General features: G+C 39.6%; 23 protein-coding genes and 1 pseudogene. 10 read left to right on the top strand and 14 right to left on the bottom strand.

Annotated features, from left to right (window positions below):
- The first annotated feature begins 5 nt into the window (after positions 1–5).
- From SOHN41_RS05335 to SOHN41_RS05320, 5 genes are all read left to right on the top strand, one after another.
- Positions 6–308 (top strand): hypothetical protein, encoded by a 303-nt coding sequence (locus SOHN41_RS05335; protein ID WP_007646375.1) that lies wholly within the window; start codon positions 6–8, stop codon positions 306–308.
- A complete protein-coding gene (locus tag SOHN41_RS05330) occupies positions 301–2,268 on the top strand; it encodes a replication endonuclease (protein ID WP_007646374.1) in 1,968 nt (655 codons plus the stop codon). Before SOHN41_RS05335 ends, SOHN41_RS05330 begins: the two co-directional genes overlap by 8 nt.
- Positions 2,269–2,471: 203 nt before the next feature.
- Positions 2,472–3,695, top strand: coding sequence for an AAA family ATPase (locus SOHN41_RS05325; RefSeq protein WP_007646373.1), 1,224 nt, complete (start codon positions 2,472–2,474; stop codon positions 3,693–3,695).
- The gene (locus SOHN41_RS20070; protein ID WP_139058335.1) at positions 3,685–4,188 is read left to right on the top strand and encodes a hypothetical protein; all 504 of its coding nucleotides are present in this window, start codon (positions 3,685–3,687) and stop codon (positions 4,186–4,188) included. Before SOHN41_RS05325 ends, SOHN41_RS20070 begins: the two co-directional genes overlap by 11 nt.
- A gap of 453 nt (positions 4,189–4,641) precedes the next feature.
- A complete protein-coding gene (locus SOHN41_RS05320) occupies positions 4,642–4,971 on the top strand; it encodes a hypothetical protein (RefSeq protein WP_037458093.1) in 330 nt (109 codons plus the stop codon).
- A gap of 13 nt (positions 4,972–4,984) precedes the next feature.
- Here the strand turns inward: SOHN41_RS05320 and SOHN41_RS05315 are convergent, their stop codons facing one another.
- Positions 4,985–6,316, bottom strand: a complete 1,332-nt coding sequence (locus SOHN41_RS05315; RefSeq protein WP_007646371.1) for a tyrosine-type recombinase/integrase — start codon at positions 6,314–6,316, stop codon at positions 4,985–4,987.
- Positions 6,317–6,549: 233 nt separating this feature from the next.
- On the opposite strand from SOHN41_RS05315, the gene SOHN41_RS05310 reads away from it, so the two are divergent.
- Positions 6,550–7,857 (top strand): motility associated factor glycosyltransferase family protein, encoded by a 1,308-nt coding sequence (locus SOHN41_RS05310; RefSeq protein ID WP_007646370.1) that lies wholly within the window; start codon positions 6,550–6,552, stop codon positions 7,855–7,857.
- Positions 7,854–8,141, top strand: a complete 288-nt coding sequence (locus SOHN41_RS05305) for a hypothetical protein (RefSeq protein WP_050801818.1) — start codon at positions 7,854–7,856, stop codon at positions 8,139–8,141. The genes SOHN41_RS05310 and SOHN41_RS05305 overlap by 4 nt, the downstream gene beginning before the upstream one ends.
- A gap of 165 nt (positions 8,142–8,306) precedes the next feature.
- On the opposite strand, the gene SOHN41_RS20305 is transcribed toward SOHN41_RS05305, so the two are convergent.
- From SOHN41_RS20305 to pseB, 11 genes are all read right to left on the bottom strand, one after another.
- The gene (locus tag SOHN41_RS20305) at positions 8,307–8,774 is read right to left on the bottom strand and encodes a hypothetical protein (protein ID WP_237703902.1); all 468 of its coding nucleotides are present in this window, start codon (positions 8,772–8,774) and stop codon (positions 8,307–8,309) included.
- A gap of 8 nt (positions 8,775–8,782) precedes the next feature.
- Positions 8,783–9,673 (bottom strand): hypothetical protein, encoded by an 891-nt coding sequence (locus tag SOHN41_RS20300; protein ID WP_007646367.1) that lies wholly within the window; start codon positions 9,671–9,673, stop codon positions 8,783–8,785.
- A complete protein-coding gene (locus tag SOHN41_RS20295; protein ID WP_007646366.1) occupies positions 9,628–10,776 on the bottom strand; it encodes a 6-hydroxymethylpterin diphosphokinase MptE-like protein in 1,149 nt (382 codons plus the stop codon). Before SOHN41_RS20295 ends, SOHN41_RS20300 begins: the two co-directional genes overlap by 46 nt.
- 586 nt (positions 10,777–11,362) lie before the next feature.
- A complete protein-coding gene (locus SOHN41_RS05295) occupies positions 11,363–12,112 on the bottom strand; it encodes an imidazole glycerol phosphate synthase cyclase subunit (RefSeq protein ID WP_007646364.1) in 750 nt (249 codons plus the stop codon).
- A complete protein-coding gene (gene hisH / locus SOHN41_RS05290) occupies positions 12,106–12,720 on the bottom strand; it encodes an imidazole glycerol phosphate synthase subunit HisH (protein WP_007646363.1) in 615 nt (204 codons plus the stop codon). The genes SOHN41_RS05295 and hisH overlap by 7 nt, the downstream gene beginning before the upstream one ends.
- Before the next feature lie 4 nt (positions 12,721–12,724).
- Positions 12,725–13,867, bottom strand: a complete 1,143-nt coding sequence (locus SOHN41_RS05285) for an N-acetyl sugar amidotransferase (RefSeq protein WP_007646362.1) — start codon at positions 13,865–13,867, stop codon at positions 12,725–12,727.
- Positions 13,868–13,897: 30 nt separating this feature from the next.
- Positions 13,898–14,953 carry a pseudaminic acid synthase gene (gene pseI, locus SOHN41_RS05280; RefSeq protein WP_007646361.1) on the bottom strand — a complete coding sequence of 352 codons (1,056 nt, stop codon included), beginning with the start codon at positions 14,951–14,953 and terminating at the stop codon, positions 13,898–13,900.
- A gap of 7 nt (positions 14,954–14,960) precedes the next feature.
- Complete coding sequence (gene pseG, locus SOHN41_RS05275) at positions 14,961–16,463, bottom strand: UDP-2,4-diacetamido-2,4,6-trideoxy-beta-L-altropyranose hydrolase (RefSeq protein WP_007646360.1); 1,503 nt, start codon at positions 16,461–16,463, stop codon at positions 14,961–14,963.
- 30 nt (positions 16,464–16,493) lie between these two features.
- Entirely contained in the window at positions 16,494–17,177 is a 684-nt protein-coding gene (gene pseF / locus SOHN41_RS05270; RefSeq protein WP_007646359.1) for a pseudaminic acid cytidylyltransferase, read from the bottom strand.
- Between the two features lie 3 nt (positions 17,178–17,180).
- A complete protein-coding gene (gene pseC, locus SOHN41_RS05265; RefSeq protein WP_007646358.1) occupies positions 17,181–18,341 on the bottom strand; it encodes a UDP-4-amino-4,6-dideoxy-N-acetyl-beta-L-altrosamine transaminase in 1,161 nt (386 codons plus the stop codon).
- 15 nt (positions 18,342–18,356) lie between these two features.
- On the bottom strand, positions 18,357–19,370 hold the full coding sequence (gene pseB / locus SOHN41_RS05260) for a UDP-N-acetylglucosamine 4,6-dehydratase (inverting) (protein WP_007646357.1): 1,014 nt from the start codon (positions 19,368–19,370) through the stop codon (positions 18,357–18,359).
- Positions 19,371–19,483: 113 nt separating this feature from the next.
- Here pseB and SOHN41_RS20065 point away from each other — a divergent pair.
- The 3 genes and pseudogenes from SOHN41_RS20065 to SOHN41_RS05250 form a co-directional block, all read left to right on the top strand.
- Positions 19,484–19,588 (top strand): annotated as a pseudogene (locus SOHN41_RS20065) (IS5/IS1182 family transposase); the annotation flags it as partial.
- A 280-nt stretch (positions 19,589–19,868) separates the two neighbouring features.
- Positions 19,869–20,348 carry a DUF2947 domain-containing protein gene (locus SOHN41_RS05255; RefSeq protein ID WP_007646354.1) on the top strand — a complete coding sequence of 160 codons (480 nt, stop codon included), beginning with the start codon at positions 19,869–19,871 and terminating at the stop codon, positions 20,346–20,348.
- Between the two features lie 196 nt (positions 20,349–20,544).
- Positions 20,545–21,105, top strand: a complete 561-nt coding sequence (locus tag SOHN41_RS05250) for a chalcone isomerase family protein (protein ID WP_007646353.1) — start codon at positions 20,545–20,547, stop codon at positions 21,103–21,105.
- Between the two features lie 12 nt (positions 21,106–21,117).
- Here the strand turns inward: SOHN41_RS05250 and SOHN41_RS05245 are convergent, their stop codons facing one another.
- Together SOHN41_RS05245 and SOHN41_RS05240 are read right to left on the bottom strand one after the other, a co-directional pair.
- The gene (locus SOHN41_RS05245; RefSeq protein ID WP_007646352.1) at positions 21,118–22,020 is read right to left on the bottom strand and encodes a DUF6268 family outer membrane beta-barrel protein; all 903 of its coding nucleotides are present in this window, start codon (positions 22,018–22,020) and stop codon (positions 21,118–21,120) included.
- 142 nt (positions 22,021–22,162) lie between these two features.
- Entirely contained in the window at positions 22,163–22,789 is a 627-nt protein-coding gene (locus tag SOHN41_RS05240) for a TetR/AcrR family transcriptional regulator (protein ID WP_007646351.1), read from the bottom strand.
- Positions 22,790–22,836 lie beyond the last annotated feature (47 nt).

Raw genomic sequence — 22,836 nt, 5'->3', positions numbered from 1 at the left:
AAATAATGATGACCTCCCCTTCTGTCCCCATGCCCAAGCTCACCGATGAACAACAGGAGTTTGCTCAATGGCTCTTACAGGGAAATAGCCTTTTCCTATGCTCAGAAATTTGCAGCGACTTTGGCAAAGTTGACGGTATTGAAACCTTTAACGGTCACTTTCAAAAACGCACCCTCTTTAGATTAAAGCGTGAAGGGCTACTCACAGAAAGCACAATATTTGAGATGGGCATTCGTTGGCAAAAGCTCACGCTTAACGACCGCGGTAAGCAATTACTGACTAACAGCGAGGTAAAAGTACATGCTTAATGTCCATGAACACGATAAGCAATGGCTTGATAATAAGCTCTATGGTCTGCCCTCGCCTCATCGTATAGCGATTATGCGGCAATATCGTAGCAAGCCAAACCGCCGCGAGGCCAATTTGAGCGTGTTACACCTGACTAAACGCATTGCCGCCGTTATGGGCAAGGACAAACATTTCTACCATGTGAATATTGAGCAGCAAGATATAAGCGCAAAGGCAAAGCAACACGCCCGCCGCTGTATACAGATCACAGCGCAAGCAGAAGGTAAGGAATTACTCACTATCTACAACACGCTATTACATTACATGGCGTGCTATAGCATTAAGCCGCCAAAACTGAGCGAGACAATTATCAACCATCTTAAATTGGACACACTAGATGACGTTGAGCTTGCCCAAGTCTATGGCGTACTCGCCCGCGCTGGCGATGAAATTTGGTGGAAACGGAAATTAAGAAAACAGCGCAATCTGCAAATTGAAACCATTTCACGGGAACTCAATTTGGTCAGTAAACAAAAAGGCATTTATGCCAGTAACATTACCGTCAGCAATTTTCAGACCCAATGGCAGAGCAATCAACAGCTATTAGAAAACACCATAGCCACCAACGAACACGGCTATAGTGCAAGTCTTGCCGAATTATCCAAACTCAATGTATCTAATCCCGCCATTCGCAAGGCCGAGTTGATGGTTCGCATCCGTGGCTTTGAAGATTATGCCAAAGAGATGGACTATAGCGCCCTATTCTTAACCATCACTACACCATCTAAATACCATCGGTGTTTTGCCAGAACGGGCGATGAAAATCCCAATTGGAACGGCGCAACCCCACTCGATGCGCAAGATTACCTTAACCGCACTTTTGCCCGAATTCGTGCCGCCCTTGCCCGTGAACAAGTCACACCCTTTGGCTTTCGGGTGGCAGAGCCACACCATGACGGCACCCCACACTGGCACTTACTGTTATTTGTCCCAAGTGAGCAACAGCAAACCTTAGTCGATACCTTCACACACTATTGCTTAGAGGAAGATGGTGATGAGCAAGGCGCAAAGGAGCGCCGCTTTAAAGTGGAATATATCGATCCCGCTATTGGTTCAGGAACGGGTTACATCATGAAGTACATTAATAAAAACATCGATGGTGAAGGGATTGAATACGACAGCTACGGCAAAGATGCCACCACCTCAGCAATACGGATAAAAGTATGGGCGTCCTGTTGGGGTATTCGCCAATTCCAGCAGATTGGTGGCGTTGGCGTTACCCCTTGGCGCGAATTAAGACGCCTAGACGCAATTAAAGATCCGTCACTTGATTGGATAGAGGCCATTCGCCAAGCGGCCGATAGCAGCAATTGGACTCTATACACTCAGCTTATGGGCGGCGTGTTTTGTAAACGTGTCGATCAAACCATTCGCCCGCTATATAAAACCCAAACCAGAGCGATCCAAGCCAGTACCATCAACAGTGGAGCAACTGACACACAAAGCAAGCCAATTGCCGCATTAATCCAACAACAATCCCGAAACGCATTGAAGGAATGCGGGAATAGCCAGAAAGAATGCGGAAATCATGCCGAAAATTCCGATAATCTATTACAGGGCGATTTCAGGAACATGCAGGAACCATCTCGGGAATTTCAGGATTACGATTCAGAAATGCAGGAAATCGTTTCAGGAACTGTTGCAGGGGCTCCGGAATTAGCCTCAGGGTTAGATGCGGGATTGACTTCGGAATTAGCTTCGGGAATAGATGCGGAAATTGCAGGAAACCATTCAGAACTTGCACCAGAAAACTATCAGCCACTCAAAACCAATCGCTATGGCGATGCCGCACTAACACAGCTTAAAGGGATAGTCTCATTTGGCGTGGAGATCATCACCCGCGTCCATACATGGACGCTAACAACTAAGTCTCAGGTTCAGAAAAATGCTTTTTGCTCTCACTTGGAGTTCTGTCAATAAGTGTACGAGGATTAGGCTCAACAAGTTTACACTTGCTAAAACAACTACCTAATTGACAAATCAGGATAACCAACACCTCATCATTAAATTCACTAATCCACACTTCAAGACAAAAATGTCACAAAAAGCCATTTAACAGTTGGATTAATAATTAAGCTATAGTAATATCGCGGCAATTGTATGAAATACAAAAAGAGAATTTTATGATACGTTGCTTTGGTTTTTCTAACTTTACCAGCTTCAAGGAAGGAGTTGAGGTTAGTTTTGAATTTGATGGTAAAACACCTGAAAATATAAAAAATTCTGAAATACTTTCCACTGTAATTGGAATTAAAGGAGCTAATGGCTCTGGTAAAACAAATATATTAAGAGCGCTTTCATTTCTTTCTTATTTTTGTACTGCAGGTGCAAGAGAGTCGTCAAATAAAAATAAGAATGAAAGAAAATCACTAAAAATTGCAGCAGATAGTTTCTTTGACAATGACAACTTAATACAGTTTTACATAGACTTTGTTAAAAACGAAAAGAACTACACATATGAAGTAGATATAAAATCCGGACTAATACATAGGGAACTTATATCAAGAAAAGCTAGCAGATCACAAATATTAATAGAAAGAAAAAGCAATAAAATAATTCAATGTTTAAAATCATTCGAAGAATTCAAAAATTTTGAACTTCAGCGGAACACTTCAATTTTAGAAATGTTAAACACATACAAGTTCAAAAATAATGTTTCAGAACTCAGATTGATACATGATTTCTTCAACGAAATGATAATTAACGTTAATTATAATGGTTATCACGATCTTAGTTTTGATCTATCAAAAGAATCGGAAGACTTTTTCAATGAGAAAGAAAGATTTGAATTTGTAAAAGAAGTAATAAAGATATCAGATCAATCCGTAATTGATATTGACATTGTCAAAGCTAAAAACCCTGAGGGTGAAGATATTTACTTCCCTGTTTTTCTTCACAAATATGAAGATAAAACAAAGCCTCTTCCTTTCAATCAGCAATCCGATGGAACTAAAAAGTTATTTTCAGTTCTGTCAGCATACTTCAGCATTTTAAGGACAGGGGGGGTGTTAGCCTTAGATGAATTCGATATCCATCTACACGCGATGATTCTTCCGGTAATAATAGAATTATTCTTAAATAAAGATATAAATTTATTTGGTTCTCAGTTCATATTCACTTCTCACAATACTGAAATAATAGATACACTAGGGAAATATCGAACTTTCCTTGTTAACAAAGAGGATAGTGAAAGTTACGGATATAGATTAGATGAAATACAAGGTTCCATGATAAGAAATGATAGACCGATAACACCATTATATATGGAAGGAAAAATTGGTGGAATTCCTGTAATCAAAGAATCAAAAATTCCACAATTAATGAGCAGATTAGCTAATGGCGCGTAATACCAACAAAAAGAAAGATGCTTTCTTAACATCAAGGCCTACTAGTGGATTAGAAACTTCTAATGCAGCCTCCCGTTGCTCATTCAATTTTTCGTACTTTTCCCCTGATAAAGGAGGGCAATGCTGGGAAGAATGGAGTAATTCAAAAGGAGCTAATTCATTAGAATCATTGATGAACAAGCTAACTTGCTACACAGAATCCCCACTTAGTTATTGGGAGTCACAACGAGTAGGTGCTGGAGGATTAAAAGTATTAGAATTCTATGCATCCTTTCCAAAGCACAGTAAATTTAAACAACCTCCATCAGTACCTCATGATGTCAGATGGGGAAGGTTTAGAATGACTAGTAAAGTACGTTTAGCAGGATTTGTGGTTCCAACATCTTTAGATGGTAAAAAGAATAGCGAGGGTATTCTATTCAACTCAAACATTTTTTATGTAGTTTTCCTCGATAAAGACCATGAGTTCTGGCCAACAGGTGAAGCAGATTAATCCTCGGAGTCAATAAGATTAAATTTCCAACTATTCTAAAACTGAAGCTCCAGTTTTCAAGGAGCCGCCTTCTATTACTTTGCTAAAAGTTTTAATACAAATTAAATATTTAGCCTCAAGGGTGCATTAGTACTAGCAGTAATACTGACTTAGCTATGCCCTAAAAGCTCTCTAGTGGTATGCCTTTTGGCGTAATGACTTTAATCGAAAGTTCTGCGTTCTAACCTGTTTAAAAGGCATTAAACTGGAAAAGCCTTCATTACGCTGCTTTGTCATTTAATAACAATGATTTACTATAAAACCCCTCATGTCATGCTCATACTAAAGACTCACGACTGTCGATAATGATTGCTTAATGAAATATAATACGGTAACTTTATGTTGCTAGGCCTAGGATTTGGCCGATTAGCCCATCACCTCTATTTTTTAAGCTAATAAATTGGAGATGGCATCATGTCAAGAATTACCAAACTAATCAAAACACTCAGTGTAAAAAGACCTCTTTCTGTAGAAGATAGATACTTCTCAGTCGAACTCGTTGATAAAAATGAATTCGGGGAAAAATATGCACTTGTTGTAGCCCCTGAAAGAATAGCTAACAGTAATCAGTTCAAACATATACGTTCATACTCTTTTAAAGTGGGTCAACGTGTAGAAATATTTGATCAAACATTCCTAACATTCTTAGATCTAACTAAAAGCTCAAAAATAAAGCTGTTACTTGAAACTGATGAAAAAACAAAATTTTTGAAGGCTATCCTTATCAAAGGGGGAATAAACTAATAAATTAGGCGAGTTAAAAAGGAGCTTCAATTCTCCCCAACAGCTCTTGCCTTTCCTCTGGCAAGAGTTGTTCTATCTCTTTAACCAGCTTATCCACCTTAGACTCCGGAACATAAGTCCCCAATAGCTGCGCCGTGGTGATACCTAACTCAGCCCTGACATTTTCCACATCTAAGTGAGCATAGGTGCTTGCTGTAATACTGATATCGCTGTGCCCTAACAGCTTGCTTGTGGTTTGAATATTGCCACCACGCATCACGCTCCAACTGGCAATGGTTCGCCGTAGGTCATGGATAGTGACGTTATCCTCTTTCGCCGTTGCTGACTTTTCAGGACTCCGCAGCCCAGCCCGCTCGGTAATGCGATACCAGAAGCTGCCTTTGCCCGCATTCTCGGTAATATGGCCTGAATGACTACGCTCGGCGGGGAATACGTATTTAACGCCGTGAGCGGCTTCATGGCTTCGACGCTCAAGGATTGCCATCACCTCTTTGGTTAATGGCACCGCATGGGGCTTTTTCGATTTAATCTTGCTAGTCGGGATAATCCATACGCCGCGCTGGTGATCTATCTCGCGCCACTCCATGCTAAACACACAGCTTTTACGCTGCCCTGTTAACAGCAATAACATGACTACATCACGATAAAGCGGCGCTTCAAATTCCAATGACTCCAGTAATGCCCGCACCTCATGCTGATTCAAAATCCGCTCACGCTTCACCGCCGCCAATTTTTTGATCCGGCCAAAAGGATTAATGGCTTGCTCGTTAAACATCGACTTAAGCAAGGTCAGGCATTTGTTACGCACAGCAGCAGAGTTTTTAGTGATAATCAGTTTGAGCAGGTTTTCGGCTTCGACAGTGGTGATACTTTCTACGGGTAAATGGGCAATGCGCGGCTGAATATGGTTCTTCCATGTGGATTGAATATCCTTAAGGGAATTGAGCCGCCGCTCACCCGTCTTGATTTTGACCATAAACTCGGCTTCGAAGGATTCAAACAGCTGTTGAACCGACATCGATAGGGCTTCTTTGCGCTCAGCTTCTTGTTTTGCAAGGCGCTTTGCTTCATTCGGATTCACCCCTTCGGCCAAGTCTACGGCAATATGCTTGGCCTGTTTACGGGCGTTCTCTATGGTTAGATGCGGGAACTCCCCGATCGTCACTGTGACGTCTTTACCTAAATGCTTGCGGCGAAAGCGAAAAACCTTTTTTCCCGATGGGAAAACATCTAAGATTAAGCCATTAATTGAGTCCCGATGGCCGAAATCCGCAATTCTGAAGCGTTTTTGGCCGATTTCGAGCTGTTCGAAAGCACGTTTTGTGAAGCTTGTTTCAATGCTCATAATGACTTAGCCTTAAATCCTGTGCCGCCTATGTGCCACCATAGGGATTAATTTAGACTAAAATACAGTAATTTTGGTTAATGTCAAAACCGCACAAAACACACTTAAGACTATGTTTTGTAATGATTAATTAATTTCAGATAATTTTCATTAATGTCGCGAACTGTCTCCTGTGGAGAGACCAGTTAGTGATTGATCTGGCGTCTGAAATAAGCAATTCCCGAGGATGCGAAATGACAGATCTGTTCACATCAAATATTGCCATTATCGAAGCTCGTTGGCCTATTGTGGCTGCTGCAATTAAAAACCAATCCACTGACAATCTTGATGCGCGCTTAGTTCAAGGTCAAAACCAAACTATCAGTGTTAATGGCATTCAATTGAGTAGTCGCCATGATCGTATGGCCGAAGTGAACCTCAATATCAGCCAGTTACCCCCTCATAGTCATATTGTTAATGTATATGGTTTAGGTTTAGGTGATTTACCTCGAGAACTGTTGATTAACTACCCACTAGAAAAATTGAATGTGACCATACTTAACCTTGCGGTCACTCAGTTAGTTCTTAGCTATACAGATCAAACCGATTGGTTATCCAATCCTAAATGCCAATTGCATTTAGCCACACCAGATAGCAAATTAGCGACCCCGTTTCTAAGCTCTTCTGCAGAGTTAGTATTAGCAGATGATGAAGGCGCTGCGCTGAGAAACAAAATATTAATCCACCACCAAACTCGCTTTGCGGCAAGAGCACATCAGGCTCAAGACCCTCAAATTTTGGTTCGATTCGAACAAAATGAAGAATTAGTTCAGAAAGATGCCGATGTGTCAGAACTTTATCAGCCTCCTTGCCAACACGTCATCGTTATTGGCACAGGCCCTTCGTTAGAGAATGCCATCACGTTACTCAAAGAAATTTACAATAAAAGTAATCGGCCAATTATCATCGCTCTTGATACGGCTTTAAGGTATCTATTACAGAACAATATTAAACCTGAAATTGTGGTCAGTATCGATGAAGACATTAATGATACTCATCTGATGCCTGAACATTCAAATGGAATCAATTTAGTCTATTTCCCAAGACTTGAAAATCATGTTCTTCGAAAATGGCAGGGAAATAGATATGTCGCATATGGCCTGAGTCCTTTATACGACTCTTTAAGATTACTGCAGCACCATAATGCTCTTTACTCTGGCGGAAGCGTTCTTCATACTGCGGTAGATTTAGCGGTGAACATGAAAGCGAGCAATATTTATTTAATAGGTTGCGATTTGTGTTTCCCAAATAATGTATCACATACTGGTTGGTTGGACGGTGAACTCAATATGTATAGCGCAATACAACCACATCATCAATGGGTAATCAACAATCGAGGCAATAAGGTCTCAAGCAGTCTAAGCTTTATTGCTTACATAGAAGCATTAGAAGAATATATTACTTTACATCCAAATGTTAACTTTTATACAACTAGCATAGATGGAGCAAAAATATCCAAGTGCTCTTATTCAAAACTGGAAGATTTGGTATATTCATTATGACTTCTAGCAAGAAAAAATTACTTCAAAATTTGCTTTCAGCCGCAACACACTTTTTAGTGTCTGAAGAGTCTCGCGGGTCAGAATTAATGGTAATAATTGCAGATGACCTTATGAAATTAACGTTATCACCTTCAGAGCAACTCGAGTTAAACTCACTAATAGAACAAGTTGTCTCAGCTCAAAAAAGACATGATTTAATCGGGCTTGCGGATACTTTACAGTATGAAATATACTTTTTAGTCGAAAATACATTGAAAAACCAGCCCAATAAAAATCACAGCTGAATACAGAAAATATAGGCATTGACAGTTGAATATGTGCCCCAAAAAAAATAAATTTAAAGACGACAAAATTGAATTAACTAGGTTGAATATTGCTTTCTAACAAGCCAACTCTGAATAGAATAATTTTAAATTTCAGAATTGGCAAGTCCGATTAGAATCCGTTATCTAACTTAGAGATGAAAGCAAAGTTGTCGCTTGTTTATTATCAGGTTCTACACTTAACACATAATTTAATGCAATTTGTGCAGACTCTATTGCGCCTAATCTTATGAAAACATTAGCCAATGCAATCCAAGCGTGAATATCCTCTCCAAATTGCGATAAATACTCATTATATGTATTTACTGCAGCTAATGAATCTCCTGTTAAAAACTCTAAGTGCGCAAGTTTAGTTAGGTATCTTGGAGATAAATGACATAACTCTTTTAGAGCTAATTTCGCGTCAAAAAATTGTTCACTCTTAATAAACATGCCTACAACTTGGTTCAATGCGTACAGACGATGACTCTCAACACTAGTCTGCAAAAAATGCTCTAATGCATTTTGCTTTTCATCATTTAAAACAGCTATGTAAGCGGACAACAGATGAGCTAGAGAATCCTTTGCTTCACTTTTTTGAGATTGTAAAGACAAACTCAGCGCTAATTTTTTAGTCCATTTAAATCCCGTTTTGCAAAAAACTTAGTTGCTTTATGCTCTATACCATCAATGCTTGCTCGTTTTTCAATATATTTAGCATGCTCAGTTTCAGTAGCATTAATAACGGCACTATAATCAGAAATAGTTTGCAAAAATTTATTTCTAATATCAACATCTTGAGAGTCAAGATTATGTCTTCGACTCCAGAGATAAGCCCTCCCCAACTGATTATCTTTAGCCCAAGCCTTAAACATCAAATCAAAGTTAGGCTGATTCTTGAACTCTTCTATGCGAACTAAAATTCTTTCAATACTCTCATTGATGAGATCTAGCAATTTATTAGCGCTTTTCTTATACGCCAAATAGTAAAGCTCACCGCTTTTTTCAAGTTTAACTTCATCCCAAGCATCACTCGAGCTAGGATCCATATATTCAACGAAGTAAATAAGTCCATAGCATTTCAGAATCCGAGATACATACGAAAAATTTTTGTCTAATTTTCGTTGAATTTTATTTAACTTCCTAGTGTAGCGAATTTTTTCATGCTCTGGCTGATTGCCATAGATTTTTTTATTCGCCAACATACCTTCTTCAGCGAGCAAAATTATCTGTAGCAAATCTTTTTTTACTTTCGTAAGTTCCCTTAATGCAAGACTACACTCAGCTTCTCTTTTCTCATCAGTAAGACTACTACAATAATCGATAAGTTTCTTCTTAGCATCGATAGGTTCCCCTATCAATTCAACCTCTTGAAAGCTTTTGCAAATCACTCCTTTAATTTTTGCTGCATTCATAGAAAAATTTACAAATTCAACTTTATTATCAGGTTGCTCAGACACAACAGTTTCTATTTGTTCCCGAGCGACTGACAAAGGGAAGTCTGTTTCTGCCATTTCATTCGCATTTGTTTCAACCCATATTCCATCTGCAGTGAGTAGAGGGCCTTGCTTAGTTTCAATACTTCCTTTGGCATGAGTGTAACCTTCCTTGGAAAAGCACAAATCAATACCAGCAAATAATATTTTTGAAAACCAAACGTGATAGCCAGAGTCAATGCCGAATTGCTTACAGTTGGTCCTGCCCCATCAACGTTTTCTAAATTTGCTTTTGTCTCCCAAGGGAAACGCGTGCCTAAATATAGACTGTGCCCATGCCATTGCGACAATAATTTTGCAACAACGTGGTACGAATTAACAAAAACAACAGATGGTGGGAATTCAAGCATTTCCTTGCTGACTTCAAAACTGTCATCAAATGGATCCACGGAAACAAATATATCAGGAATAATTGACAACTGTGAGAGACGCTTCGCTATTCTCGATACAGCGATAATGACTAACCGCTGTCTATTTTCAATTACCCAAGGAAGACAATCATCTAACGATGGTCCACCGGCAAGAATAATCGCAGTACATCCTGTAAAAATATCCTTTAAAGGTAAAACAGGTAATATATTTTCTGACACATTTTGCAATTGACGAACAACAAACTTTTCACTACCTAATGTTACTTTATTTCTATATGTAATTTTTTCCAAACTTACATAAGTAGAAAACTTCAGAGTGTGATACTCATCTAAATATTCGTATCTAGCCCCTAATGATTCAAAAAAACGCAATTTATTTTTATAGATATATTGTGGCAAGTGCAGTTTCTCTACTCCATCTTCCCAATTATCAACACCAAATATAAAAATATTGTCGTCTTTATCAAAATTACAATTCGTAATAACTAAATCTAAAAGATGTGTCAATTCAATGAAGACATAAACAGAATAATTATCCTTACGATTTTTTCTTACATAATCGACTAATAAACCAGAATCAGTACCAACGATCACATTGAATGTATCATCACCCCACAATTCATCTTGAAAGTGATTATTAAAAACGGTATTTGAGTCAGAACGTTCAAAACAGATTCGGTCTACTGAATACACATATTTTTCACCAAAATCATTCACTGAAAATTTTAAGTCGTCCTCAATAGGGTTCATAAATCATCCTTACAATTCATTACATTAAAAAATTAACTTCTAACTCTCGAATTTCGACATGGAAAATTCATAGCTTTAACTTTAACTCTATGTCCCGCTTATGAACAGTAAATTTTCATGTAAAACGAGCCAATTATAGATCTATTTGTAGTGACATAGTTATTTTGGTCAAGTAATTAAGGCAATATTACTGCCTCAACATAACTAATGACTGTCTGCGTCAACTGCTAGCGGAAAATCAACGGTGGCGCGACTAACTTGGAGTAGAAATTACTTGGTTACATAAGATAATTATTGGCCAACGAAAAATGGTGTCACAAGGAAGTAATGATAAAATTGCACGTGCGTACGGATACTACCGCGACTTTTGTTCACGCAGAAGCCATTCACAATGACCCCAAATGGGTAAAAAAAGCGATGCGAAAAATGGTTTTGAATGCATAGAAATTAATGGCACCAAACTAAGATGGCTCAGTTAGATAGGCAATCTTCAGTGCTGAAAATTTTTTGCTAAAATTCAGTACCTAATCACGTAGTCTGCAGTTGGCGTTTCAGTTTATGCTCACTAAGTCAAACACATATATACTCAATACCGAGTGGCAATACCTTGAGATTTAAGTTCTAAACTACAATCTTTGGGTGTAAAATCTGTAAAATGAAAAATACTTGATATTCCTAAAGCAGATACGTTAGTTTTAGCGACCTTAGCAGCATCTACAGGACTGCAAATTCCTCCAGCATAAATAACGGGTATAGAAACACTGTCAGAAACTAACGCAGCTAATTCGACACAACCCCCTTTCATACTGCCATCTCTCGTTACGTTGTTAATCAGTAGCTCACCAGCACCAAGTCTTTCAACTTCCATTATCCATTTCATTAATGATAATTCACGATTAATTTGACGATTACTATATATAGAAAAACCCTCTTCTTCTTCGACCACATCGATTGAAACAGTTATACACTGCGAACCAAATACACTCGCAGCTTCTTGTATAAAACTTGGATTTTCTAACGCATAGCTATTAATAGAAATTTTGTCAGCCCCTTTTGAAAGTAAGCCACGAATATCTTTAATTGACCTAATACCGCCACCGACAGTCAATGGCATAAAACAATCCTGAGCAATTTCACCAATTGTAAAATTATCTATCGCTCTCCCTTGTTTTGATGCATCAATGTCTAATAAAATTAGTTCATCTACGTTTCGAGTATTGTATGTCTTAGCAACTGTTATTGGACTCCCCAAGTTACGTCTAACATCAAAATTAATTGTTTTTAAGACTGAAAATCCATCCAGTAAAACAATTGGAATTATTCTTTTTCTCAACATAATTCTATAAAATTCCTCAAAAATCTAATGCCAACTTGTTGACTTTTTTCAGGATGAAATTGTGCACCATGTACATTAGCTTTGTTTACATAGGCGACGATATTCTCTCCATAATTTGTATAAGCAATACTGACATTTTCACTATCTGATATCTTCATTGCGTAACTATGTACAAAATAAAAACAACTATTATTATCAATATTTTTAAAAATAGGAATATCTTGTGAGCAAATGTCATTCCACCCCATGTGAGGTACGCGTAGAGTTCCGTCAAAACTATTAATTCGTTCTACTGTCGCATCTATGTATCCAAGCCCTTTTGAGGTTCCCCCCTCGACTCCCAGCTTTGCCAATAATTGCATACCAACACAAATCCCGAGTACTGGCACCCTATTTTTTAATACTTGTTCATTCAATGCTTCAGTAAAACCTGATTCATGCATTTTTTCAGCCGCAGCAGAAAAACTGCCCACTCCAGGTAGAATGATTTTACTGGCACCTTCAAGTTGTTCTGGCAGAGTTATTAACTCAAAGTCAGCCCCAAGATGCTTTATGACCTTAATAACACTACCAATATTACCAACCTCGAGATCGACAATCTTAAGCATTTAATTATCCTGGAAAGTATTTTCTGATTAAATTACCCTGTAAATCTTTACAGAGTTCACCAGTGTCTTCTTTACGTTCGAATATCATTTTATTGGTAAATCTATCTAGGTTTGCTAAAAATTCAGTTTCGGTTATATCTAAATAACTCAAAAAATCTGGAACATATTTCCAAGGTATGGTTCCTTCAGAAGATTCTCTTAAGGCTTTAATACCTTCTTCTCGGGTCATTCGTCCAGCCCTGATTTCAATACAAATTTGATCAGTTGCTCTACCATATCCATATTTGATGAATTTCATATAATCATGAAGACCACCGATCCATTTACAGTCTAGATTTTCAATATCGTTAAAAGCACCTTCTATTGGACCATCAGGATTTTTGCTCCAACCTAAACTACAACAAAAATCTGCATTACGTTTAGAATCCCACTTTTCAAAATAGCCTAAAAATAATCCTGTTACACCGACGCGCTTAACATCTTCGTCGCTTGGATATATTAATGTTTGAATATTCTTCAATTCCACACCATCATGGACTACATCTGACAACCTATGCCCGCTCATTTGAAATTGTTCTAACCAATTTCTATCTAAAAAATTATTTTCCTTTTTAGTCGCTGGTCCACCGTATTCAAATTGTGAATTCTCCCCCCAAATCAACAATGGAATATTATAGTTAACCGCAACTCTAACTGGAGCAGTAAAAATACCTATATGCTCTGGCCAACAACAATCACCTAATTTAAAAAAGCCTATTCTCACTAACTCCCGGTAATGCTTTCTATTGCCAGATATTTGTATCAGATCAAAGCCTTGGTCCCGTAAAAAATTTAAGTTTTTTATACCAACCGGAGTTAATTCACAAGGTGTATGAGTTACGCATAATGGGTTCATACCATACTTATCTCGCATGGTAATTGCCTGATAGCAACTGTCTTTACCACCACTAACTGGGATGATGCAATCGTATTGACTACCATCTTTACTTCTATACTTATCTAATATTGCTTCAAATTCTTCACTACGCTTAACCCAATCAATTGTAGAATGTTTTTCTACTGCAGAATGACATGCATCACAAATACCATCCGTAAATACTTGCTCGGGTCTAGTCACTGGCATAATACATTTTTTACAATATTGCATATACATTCCTTAAAGCCATTTAATAGAGCACTATATTTTTGATACAAATTTGGCTTGAAGCGCTGTGCCTCTTTCTAAAAATCTGGATGCTTTTTTACCTATAACACTTTCTAACAATTTTGGAGCCATACCAAAGCCTGGTCGAATACTGCGTATATTTTCCATTGTAAATATTTCACCTTCGCCAATATCTTTAACAACATAGAGCGAACGACGGAATTTCACGTTACCTTTTTCAGCTTCAGTTCGTTCGTAATTAACCTTCCCCATCGCTTGCCATGCTGTTTTTGCGTCTTTACACAGTTGAGCTAATTCAGGAGGTTCGATCGAGAAACTGTCATCAGCACCACCACCATTTCGATCAATAGTGACGTGCTTTTCGATCAAACAAGCACCTAAAGCAACTGAAGCTACTGCTGTTGCATTATCAATTGTATGATCAGATAAGCCAGACAGCACGTCAAAACGCTGAGAAATATCAGTGATAGTTTTTAAATTATATTGCTCTGCTGGTGCTGGATAGCCACTTACACAGTGTAAAACAACTAAATCTTCACACCCATTATCACGAGCGGTTTTGATAGCCTCTGCAATCTCCTCTTCATTTGCCATTCCTGTAGATATAATCATCGGTTTACCTGTTTGGGCTACACGCTTAATCAGTGGCAAATCAATTAATTCAAATGAAGCAATTTTGTATGCTGGTGCATGTAATTCTTCTAGTAAGTCAACCGCAGAAAAATCAAAAGGCGAACTAAAAATAGTAATACCCAAGGCTTTAGCTTTATCAAAGAGAGGTTGATGCCATTCCCATGGCATATGAGCATCTCGGTACAATTCATACAAAGTTTGTCCGTCCCAAAGCCCTCCATGAATTTGAAACTCTTCTGAATCACAATCCATGGTGATGGTTTCATGGGTGTAAGTTTGCAATTTAACCGCATCCGCGCCCGCTTTCTTTGCTTCTTCTAATATTTGAAATGCACGATTAAGGTCGCCGTTATGATTAGCAGATAACTCGGCGATAATATATGGAGGGTAACTTGGACCAATCTTACGACCATCTATCGTGATATACGGTTTCATAACAATCCTATTTTATAGGGAAGCGAATAAACTGTTCTGTCGAAACTCGCAGGTAATGCGCTTTGGTGAATAATTGTTGAGACACTTGGTTATTTTCTAAAACTGTTGCATGTAAAGTAACATCCGGATGGATAAAATCCGCCAACAACAATGCACTACTAGCAACACCTATGCCATATTGTTCAGGATTCACAAATATCGACACCAGATAATTTTTATCTTTTTGCTTATCTAAACGTAACACGCCACAAGGTTGCTTAGATAAGCGGTGCCTAATAATGTAAAAGTAATCCTCTGGACACGTCAGTTTTCTTATCATCCATGATAAATGCTCGTCCCATGTGGGTACTGCGGTATTTAACGCATACTGCCTTGTTTTGGGATGACATTGCCAATCATACACAACCTTAATATCTGCTGATGTAGCCAAAGTTAATTCAAAATCACAGTGTTCTATTGTTTTTGCCTGTTGCTGAAGGCTGAGCACAACTCGTTTAACGCCTTTTCCATCACATAATGCTAAATTCACTTTATGATATGTTTCCCAATCACTTAATAACAATTGAAAAGCATTGATAATTTTTTGACGAATCTCATTCAATTCTAATGCAATAACGGCTCTATGATTGACCAGTTGTGTCATAATAGTTTTCTGATTTGCAGCCAGAGGAATAATGATGCTAGGTAAACCTAGACAGGCTCGCTCCCAACTAGTCGAACCCGGTGCTCCAATGGCAATATCATGATCTAACATCAAAAGCGCCATATTGTCACAAAAGCCAACATGAGTTACCGATTCATGTCTATCACACCACGCTACAACCTCTTGATAATGAGGGGCTCGGGGACTCAATAGCACGGTAAAGCTTGCATCCACTTTTCCAACTAATGATTTCAAGACCATTAGCGTCGCATTAGGTGCATCAACTCCGCCCATGGAAACTAAAACTTTAGGGATCGATTTAGGTGAAGACTTACTTATGGCTATAGCCCTATAATGACTAAATGATTCAGCCAATAGCGCGTAGTCAGTTCCAGCTAAGATGGTTGTATTGTTGAAATATTCTTCCGCTTTTCGCCCTAGGGTTTGATCGATGATACAGTCCGCATCATGCTGTCTAACCAAATCATCTATGGCAACAATTTTACATTGTAATGCAGCTTTGATTCTTTGCTGCCACTCCCGCCCAATAGCATAATGATCTGTTACCACGATTTCAGCTTGTTGGATTTTACTAATAAAATCTGATGCATCTTCATCGACACTGCGTTGAAGCCAACCGAGATAATCGGCATCATCTACTGGCGTTACAGGTGACAAAACGGGAGTCATCTTTGTCACGCTATGCCCCCTTTGCTCTATATAAGCAATCATATCTCCATGTTGAGGCAAGCAGGCAAAACTTACATCTGCAGCGACATTTTTTAATGCATCAGCTAAAACAAGGCAACGCATTACATGGCCACTGCCAATCCAAATAGACGCATCAACGCGAAAAATCACTTTCATAAAAATTCTCAATGATGAATCTTATCTCTGTTAAAGTAAGGAAAATAGCGCTTCTGCAAAGTCCCAATCTTCTTGAGTATCAATATCTTGAACTCTACACCTAGGCAGTAAAACAATTCTAGAATGAGGAGAAAATATAGACTTGCACTCTAAGAATGCGGTTTTGCGCCCCCAGTAGAATTGCCCAGCATCATGATAGGCTGTCTCTAGATCTTGCGAACGCACTAGCTCTTGGGTAGGGTCAAACATTGAGACCGCACCTTCTCCAGAAACCTTAAACGCACGTTGGATAGGAAATGAAAAGGTGGCCGCACTAAAAACAAATTCAACGTCATCTTCTGTCTGTAACTTATTATATCCCTCGATTAAGTAGTCAGAGGTAACGAAAGGTGCAGTGGCATAAAGACAACAAACTAGCTCAATATCCCAACCTTGCTGTTCGCACCATTCAATAGCATGCTGCATAACGTCCATAGTGGTAGAGTAGTCGTCAGCAATCTTAGCTGGGCGCCAAAACGGCACGCTGGCACCATATTGCTTAGCTACGTCGGCAATTTCTTGATCATCAGTAGAGACGATCACTTTATCAAAACAGCCCGATGCTAATGCAGTGTCAATCGAATATGCAATCATCGGTTTACCATGAAAAAGTTTAATATTCTTCCGCGGTATGCGCTTACTGCCACCACGGGCAGGAATAATAGCAATTTTCATACATTACCCTTTCAAAACAAAGGTCAATACGCGAACAACCTCATCTTGTTGAAACTCACTCATAGAGTGAAACAATGGCAATGAAATTGCTTCTTGGTAATAAGCTTCCGCTTGTGGAAAATCACCAACTTTAAAGCCCATGTGTTGATAAAAAGGCTGAGTATGTACTGGAATATAATGCAAGTTAACCCCTATTCCATTATCGCGCAGTGCTTCAAATACTTCTCGATGTGTCTTTGAAATCGCGTCTAATTGCAAACGAATGACATACAAATGCAAGCCTGAATAGGTACCATCTAATTGATAAGGCAATGTTACAGGTAAGTGTTTCAGTAAATGATTGTAACGATCAGCAAGATGGTGACGAGCAACAACAAAACTATCTAAACGTTGTATCTGTGACACACCAAGCGCTGCTTGTAACTCAGTCATCCGATAATTAAAACCAAGAGCAATTTGCTCGTAATACCAACCACCATGAGATTCATTCTGCATAAACTCAGCATCTCGAGTGATACCGTGACTGCGATAGAGAGCCATCTTATTAGCCAACTCCTTGCTATTGGTCATCACTGCGCCACCTTCGGCTGTCGTTATAATTTTTACAGGGTGAAAGCTAAATACCGTGATATCTGAGTACTTACAGTTACCAATGGGTTCACCATGATAACAACCGCCGATAGCATGAGATGCATCTTCAATAATTTTAAATCCATATATTTTCGATAGCATATGGATTTTTTGCATATCACACGGTTGTCCGCATAAGTGAACAGGCACAACGATCTTAGGTAGGGCATTATCAGCCTTGGCTTGAAGAAGCTTCACTTCTAAAGCATAAACACTCATATTGTAAGTATGGGGATCAATATCGATAAAATCGACCTTGGCACCACAATATAAAGCGCAATTTGCTGATGCTACAAATGTGATAGGAGATGTCCACAGCGTGTCACCTTGTCCCAAACCAAGAGCTAAACAAGCAATATGTAAAGCCGACGTAGCGCTATTCACCGCCAAGGAAAATTCTGCGCCAGTATGTGCCTTTAATGCTGCTTCAAAAGCTGGGACCTGCGGGCCTTGAGTCAAGAAATTAGATTGTAAAACCTCAACAACCGCGTCTATATCCTGTTGAATAATTTCTTGTTTGCCATAAGGAATCATTATTTTCCTCTATTCCTAAACAGTAAAATTAGGATCTACGTGTTCAACGATAAGCTTACGTAACCCTTCAATCGTTTCCCACTCAGTATTAGTATAGGAATTATATTTAAATCCAAATGGTACTTTTACCGCCTTATGATGTTTAACATACTCATCCTCAGTATAAGTATATGAAACTGACGGTAAAATAGCATAGTAACGACCTAAATCGATAGTGTGTAATGAGTCTGTATCGGTGATCATTTCTTCGTGCAGTTTTTCACCTGGACGAATTCCTACCACTTGAATTTCACACTCAGGCGCGATTGCATGTGCAATATCTAGAATTTTGTAGGATGGGATTTTAGGTATAAAAATTTCGCCACCAAGATGATGTTGGAGTGCATACATAACCATATTGACACCATCTTGCAGTGAAATATTAAAGCGGGTCATTTCTTCGTGTGTGATGGGCAGAATACCTTCTTTTTTCTTACTCATAAAGAATGGGATCACTGAGCCGCGAGATCCCATGACGTTTCCATAACGAACAACACTAAATCGAATGTCTTTAGAGCCTCTTATATTATTTGCAGCAGCAAATAACTTATCTGACGCTAGTTTAGTCGCACCGTATAGATTAATTGGTGCACATGCTTTATCAGTGGATAACGCAACTACATCCCGAACCCCGCAATGAAGTGCTGCTTGGATTACATTTTCAGCCCCATCTATATTCGTACGAATACATTCAGTTGGGTTGTATTCTGCAGTATCGACTTGCTTTATAGCTGCCGCGTGGATAATTACATCGACGCCTTCACATGCTTGTATCATACGATTTCTATCACGCACATCACCAATAAAGAAGCGTAGCTGTGGGAAAGCATTCACAGGATACTTCTGACGAATCTCAAATTGCTTTAGTTCGTCACGGGAATAAATAATTATTTTCTTAACATCTTGATAGCGCTCAAGGATAGTTTGAATAAATTGCTTACCAAATGAACCTGTACCGCCGGTGATCAAAACAGTTTTATGATTTAGCATCTTATTTTCCTAATTCCATGTACTAGGGTCTGTTGATCTTTCGAGATTGATTTTAGACAGCATAGCAAGAAAGTTATAATTTACTTCGCTAAAAGTAGCCATAATCTCGAGCTATACCAAGACTTATGCTAACCGATGCTTGCAGGAAAAAGCTATTTCATTTAATGAAAAGCATGGGCCGTGTTTATGACAATCCTGAACATAAACAAATGCTCGAAAAATATATGGTCACTTCAGGGTTAGCAAGGCCAATGTCCTTCGTTGTTCAAACTAATTGTGCTAATCGATAATTCACCTTTTCACCTCGTGTCAGATTTTGTGCATCTGTAGTGGCACATTGCAATGCTAAGACCGAGGCGACCATCTCAGTATTCTTAACCACCCCAGAAGCTCCGTTATTTAGCAAAATTTCCATAATCTTAATGGGATCCGTATAATCTGTGTCATTCGTGTTTCGTGGGGTTAACACAACTTAGCGCCCTACTGAGGAGAATCTGCTTGACCACTACCTATATCCCCCTAAATGAATTTCGCCGTAAGTGGATTTTCAACCACCAAGACTTACCTGTGACCGATGAAGATAAGGCCTATATCCTACCTTTGACGGAGAAAAGTGCCATGGAAGTCTGGAATCAGTGGATCAGCAATAAGAGTAGTCGTGCCGAACAATTTACTAAGGGGGATTGGGCGGCGAAAGCCAACGCATGGACAAAAACAGATCATTGGCAGAGTGCCTGGGACAGTGAAGATAACAGCCTACCCGAGATGTTGGCCGAATTTATTCAGTGGCCAGACGAAACGCCGGTGTATTTTTGCTATGAGAAATACCAAATTATCGAAACGCGCTGGAATGTATTTGTCCGCAACTGGAAGTGCTTTCTATTTTTCGACGATGGCCCAATTCTTATCTCTCCTAAACAAAAACAAGCCGTTATGTTTGAGCAAAGTGGTCAGTACAAGTTAGGTATTCGCGGTTAGTCCTCCATAGGTAAAGACGAATGTCGTTTTTATGTTAAACGCCCCAGAACCGAGTGGTGACTAAGTATTGATTAGACTATCACTCCCCCTTTCTTTCGATTAGTATCTTGTTCGCGTTCACTGCTTTATATCCTAGGATTGCCGATTGAGTGAGCAGGAACAACTATAATTAAAACAATATGATATGAGGTGTATTATGAAGTTACTCTCGACACTAACCTTAGCTACAGCGCTGTTTTTACCTAATATTTCCTGTGCAAAAGATATCTCTGGCATACAAGTCGCCGACACTATGGTGCTTGAAAATCAATCTTTACAGCTAAATGGCGCTGGCGTTCGCAGTAAATTTTTTATGGATTTGTACGTGGGCAGCCTCTATGTACCATCACAGATCAGCAGTACAGTTGCTGTATTAGAGGCCCCAGTTGCCGCTATCCGCCTTAATATTACCTCAAGCATGATCACAGCTGAAAAAATGCGCGATGCGATCACCGAAGGTTTTGAGCACGCGACGGCGGATAATACCGCCGATATTCAACCGCAAATCGATGCATTTATGGCGTTGTTTAATGAGGAAATTAAACAAGGCGATCAATTCACCCTCGCGACCAGTAAGGTTCACGGTGTGACCGCTTTTAAGAATGGCCAAGAACAAGCCACCATAGAAGGTGAGATGTTCCGTCAAGCGCTGTTAAAAATTTGGCTAGGTGATAAACCAGCCCAGAAAAGCCTTAAGGAGGCTATGCTGGGCAAATAACTGGCATAAAAGTTAGAATTTGAATTCGATATCCAAGGCCGCTGCGCCTTGGTTATCCATCTCGAGTGCAGCTTGATGCGTCACTTCTAATTCACCATTAAAGTAGTATCCGGCGTAAAGATTTATCGATAGAGCCGGTGTCGCCAGCCAGCCGCCACGAACATAGCTCACCCACTCATTGGTTTCGACTGCGGTATCATCGTCCTCTATCAGGAATCGCTCCGTTCGACGCGCGCTCCCCAAGCCAATATTCCAATCAGGATTAAATTGGTAACTCAGCTCCAATCCTGCTGGACCGCTAAACCCGGCTTGGAAGGGATTGGCCAGAGCCCAATGCTCATTTATCTGCCAGCGCATCGCAAGGTAAGGAACCGTACGTACTTCATCAATATCATTAAGATAAGCGACACCAAAACCAATCATATTGCCCGAATCAAAGGCATACATAGCCGAAGCGACGACACCATAGCTCTGGGCATTGCTGGCCGAAGCCGTGTCGGCGTAAGCATATTGGATCTGTGGCGCTAGAAAGAAAGCCCAATGCTTATCCATGCGATAGTTTAAAGAAATACTCGCGCGATAACGGTCAATGTGATCCCAGCTTTGCCCTGTCGAACCGAAGAGGCTTGACACATTGTTGGCACCGCTGAGGGTGATTTGACGCCAATCGTAATCGAGTCGGTCATAGCCTCCCCGTAACCCAAGCGACCATTGTCGATTTAATGGGATATTCATCCCCGCATCTAACAGCAAACTGTCCCTTTGTAGCTCAGTATTGCCGTTAGCAACCGCGGTACTCTGAGTACTTATCTGCGAAACTCTGAGCTTAAAACGCTTATTTTCAGCCGCTGGTTTTTCAGCCGCGATAGTCACACTACTAAAAACAACCATCAGCAATAGGCTAGTTTTTAACATAAGGGGACTTATGCTGCTGTTTGTGGAATGATTTATCACGCTAGATCCTTATACTTTAAAGAATAAGTGTATTGTTGCGGATAATACACTGACACTAAGAGGAAGGTTCAATCTTTAAAAGTAAAGATACAAACTGATACTTTTAAATACGATAAGCCTTCAAAAACATCTCTGCGCAACCACGGATATAAGCTTCACGCTCAAGCATTAAACCTTCAACATCCAGTCCAAGTTCTAGCCTGAGTTTCAACTCACCAAAGAGCATTAAGCACAGCCTTACGGCGCAGTGATGGGCATTACCAAACCGATATTGACCTAAAGCTTCTACGGCCACTAAATAGCCCGACAGTATCGCGACCATATGCTTAGGGCCCGCCTCAAAAAATAACCGCGACACTTCGGGATGGCTTTCGGACTGCGCCACACAAGCTTTAAAGACGGTAATAGCCTCAGGACTGACAATCATGTCACCGAATTGCAGAGCAAATTGTGTGAGGGTTAACTCAGGTTGAGCAGGATCCTTTAACAAATCATCCTTCAGATTATGACCAACACATTTCGATTCTATCGCTGCAACAAAGAGTTCATCTTTACTGCCGTAATGGGAATACACGGTTTGCTTAGAGACCCCAGCAAGTCTAGCGACTTCATCCATGCTGGTATGGGGAAAACCTTGACGGCAAAATAAATCAATTGCAGCAACAAGAACTTGCTGTCTTTTCTGCTCACTACGGCTTATGGGTAATGGCTTATCGACTGACGATGTCATATCCACACTCGGATTGATAGGTAGGATAAATTTACCTTAGTTAAGCA

It is taken from the genome of Shewanella sp. HN-41, from assembly GCF_000217915.1.
Classification (GTDB): Bacteria; Pseudomonadota; Gammaproteobacteria; order Enterobacterales; family Shewanellaceae; genus Shewanella.
This window is presented reverse-complemented; position numbering and strand designations above follow the sequence as displayed.

Bases quoted from the DNA above. Each gene is read 5' to 3' on its own strand.
- SOHN41_RS05335 (WP_007646375.1), top strand. From the start codon at position 6: ATGATGACCTCCCCTTCTGTCCCCATGCCCAAGCTCACCGATGAACAA.
- SOHN41_RS05330 (WP_007646374.1), top strand. From the start codon at position 301: ATGCTTAATGTCCATGAACACGATAAGCAATGGCTTGATAATAAGCTC.
- SOHN41_RS05325 (WP_007646373.1), top strand. From the start codon at position 2,472: ATGATACGTTGCTTTGGTTTTTCTAACTTTACCAGCTTCAAGGAAGGA.
- SOHN41_RS20070 (WP_139058335.1), top strand. From the start codon at position 3,685: ATGGCGCGTAATACCAACAAAAAGAAAGATGCTTTCTTAACATCAAGG.
- SOHN41_RS05320 (WP_037458093.1), top strand. From the start codon at position 4,642: ATGTCAAGAATTACCAAACTAATCAAAACACTCAGTGTAAAAAGACCT.
- SOHN41_RS05315 (WP_007646371.1), bottom strand. From the start codon at position 6,316: ATGAGCATTGAAACAAGCTTCACAAAACGTGCTTTCGAACAGCTCGAA.
- SOHN41_RS05310 (WP_007646370.1), top strand. From the start codon at position 6,550: ATGACAGATCTGTTCACATCAAATATTGCCATTATCGAAGCTCGTTGG.
- SOHN41_RS05305 (WP_050801818.1), top strand. From the start codon at position 7,854: ATGACTTCTAGCAAGAAAAAATTACTTCAAAATTTGCTTTCAGCCGCA.
- SOHN41_RS20300 (WP_007646367.1), bottom strand. From the start codon at position 9,673: ATGGCAGAAACAGACTTCCCTTTGTCAGTCGCTCGGGAACAAATAGAA.
- SOHN41_RS20295 (WP_007646366.1), bottom strand. From the start codon at position 10,776: ATGAACCCTATTGAGGACGACTTAAAATTTTCAGTGAATGATTTTGGT.
- SOHN41_RS05295 (WP_007646364.1), bottom strand. From the start codon at position 12,112: ATGTTGAGAAAAAGAATAATTCCAATTGTTTTACTGGATGGATTTTCA.
- hisH (WP_007646363.1), bottom strand. From the start codon at position 12,720: ATGCTTAAGATTGTCGATCTCGAGGTTGGTAATATTGGTAGTGTTATT.
- SOHN41_RS05285 (WP_007646362.1), bottom strand. From the start codon at position 13,867: ATGCAATATTGTAAAAAATGTATTATGCCAGTGACTAGACCCGAGCAA.
- pseI (WP_007646361.1), bottom strand. From the start codon at position 14,953: ATGAAACCGTATATCACGATAGATGGTCGTAAGATTGGTCCAAGTTAC.
- pseG (WP_007646360.1), bottom strand. From the start codon at position 16,463: ATGAAAGTGATTTTTCGCGTTGATGCGTCTATTTGGATTGGCAGTGGC.
- pseF (WP_007646359.1), bottom strand. From the start codon at position 17,177: ATGAAAATTGCTATTATTCCTGCCCGTGGTGGCAGTAAGCGCATACCG.
- pseC (WP_007646358.1), bottom strand. From the start codon at position 18,341: ATGATTCCTTATGGCAAACAAGAAATTATTCAACAGGATATAGACGCG.
- pseB (WP_007646357.1), bottom strand. From the start codon at position 19,370: ATGCTAAATCATAAAACTGTTTTGATCACCGGCGGTACAGGTTCATTT.
- SOHN41_RS05250 (WP_007646353.1), top strand. From the start codon at position 20,545: ATGAAGTTACTCTCGACACTAACCTTAGCTACAGCGCTGTTTTTACCT.
- SOHN41_RS05245 (WP_007646352.1), bottom strand. From the start codon at position 22,020: ATGTTAAAAACTAGCCTATTGCTGATGGTTGTTTTTAGTAGTGTGACT.
- SOHN41_RS05240 (WP_007646351.1), bottom strand. From the start codon at position 22,789: ATGACATCGTCAGTCGATAAGCCATTACCCATAAGCCGTAGTGAGCAG.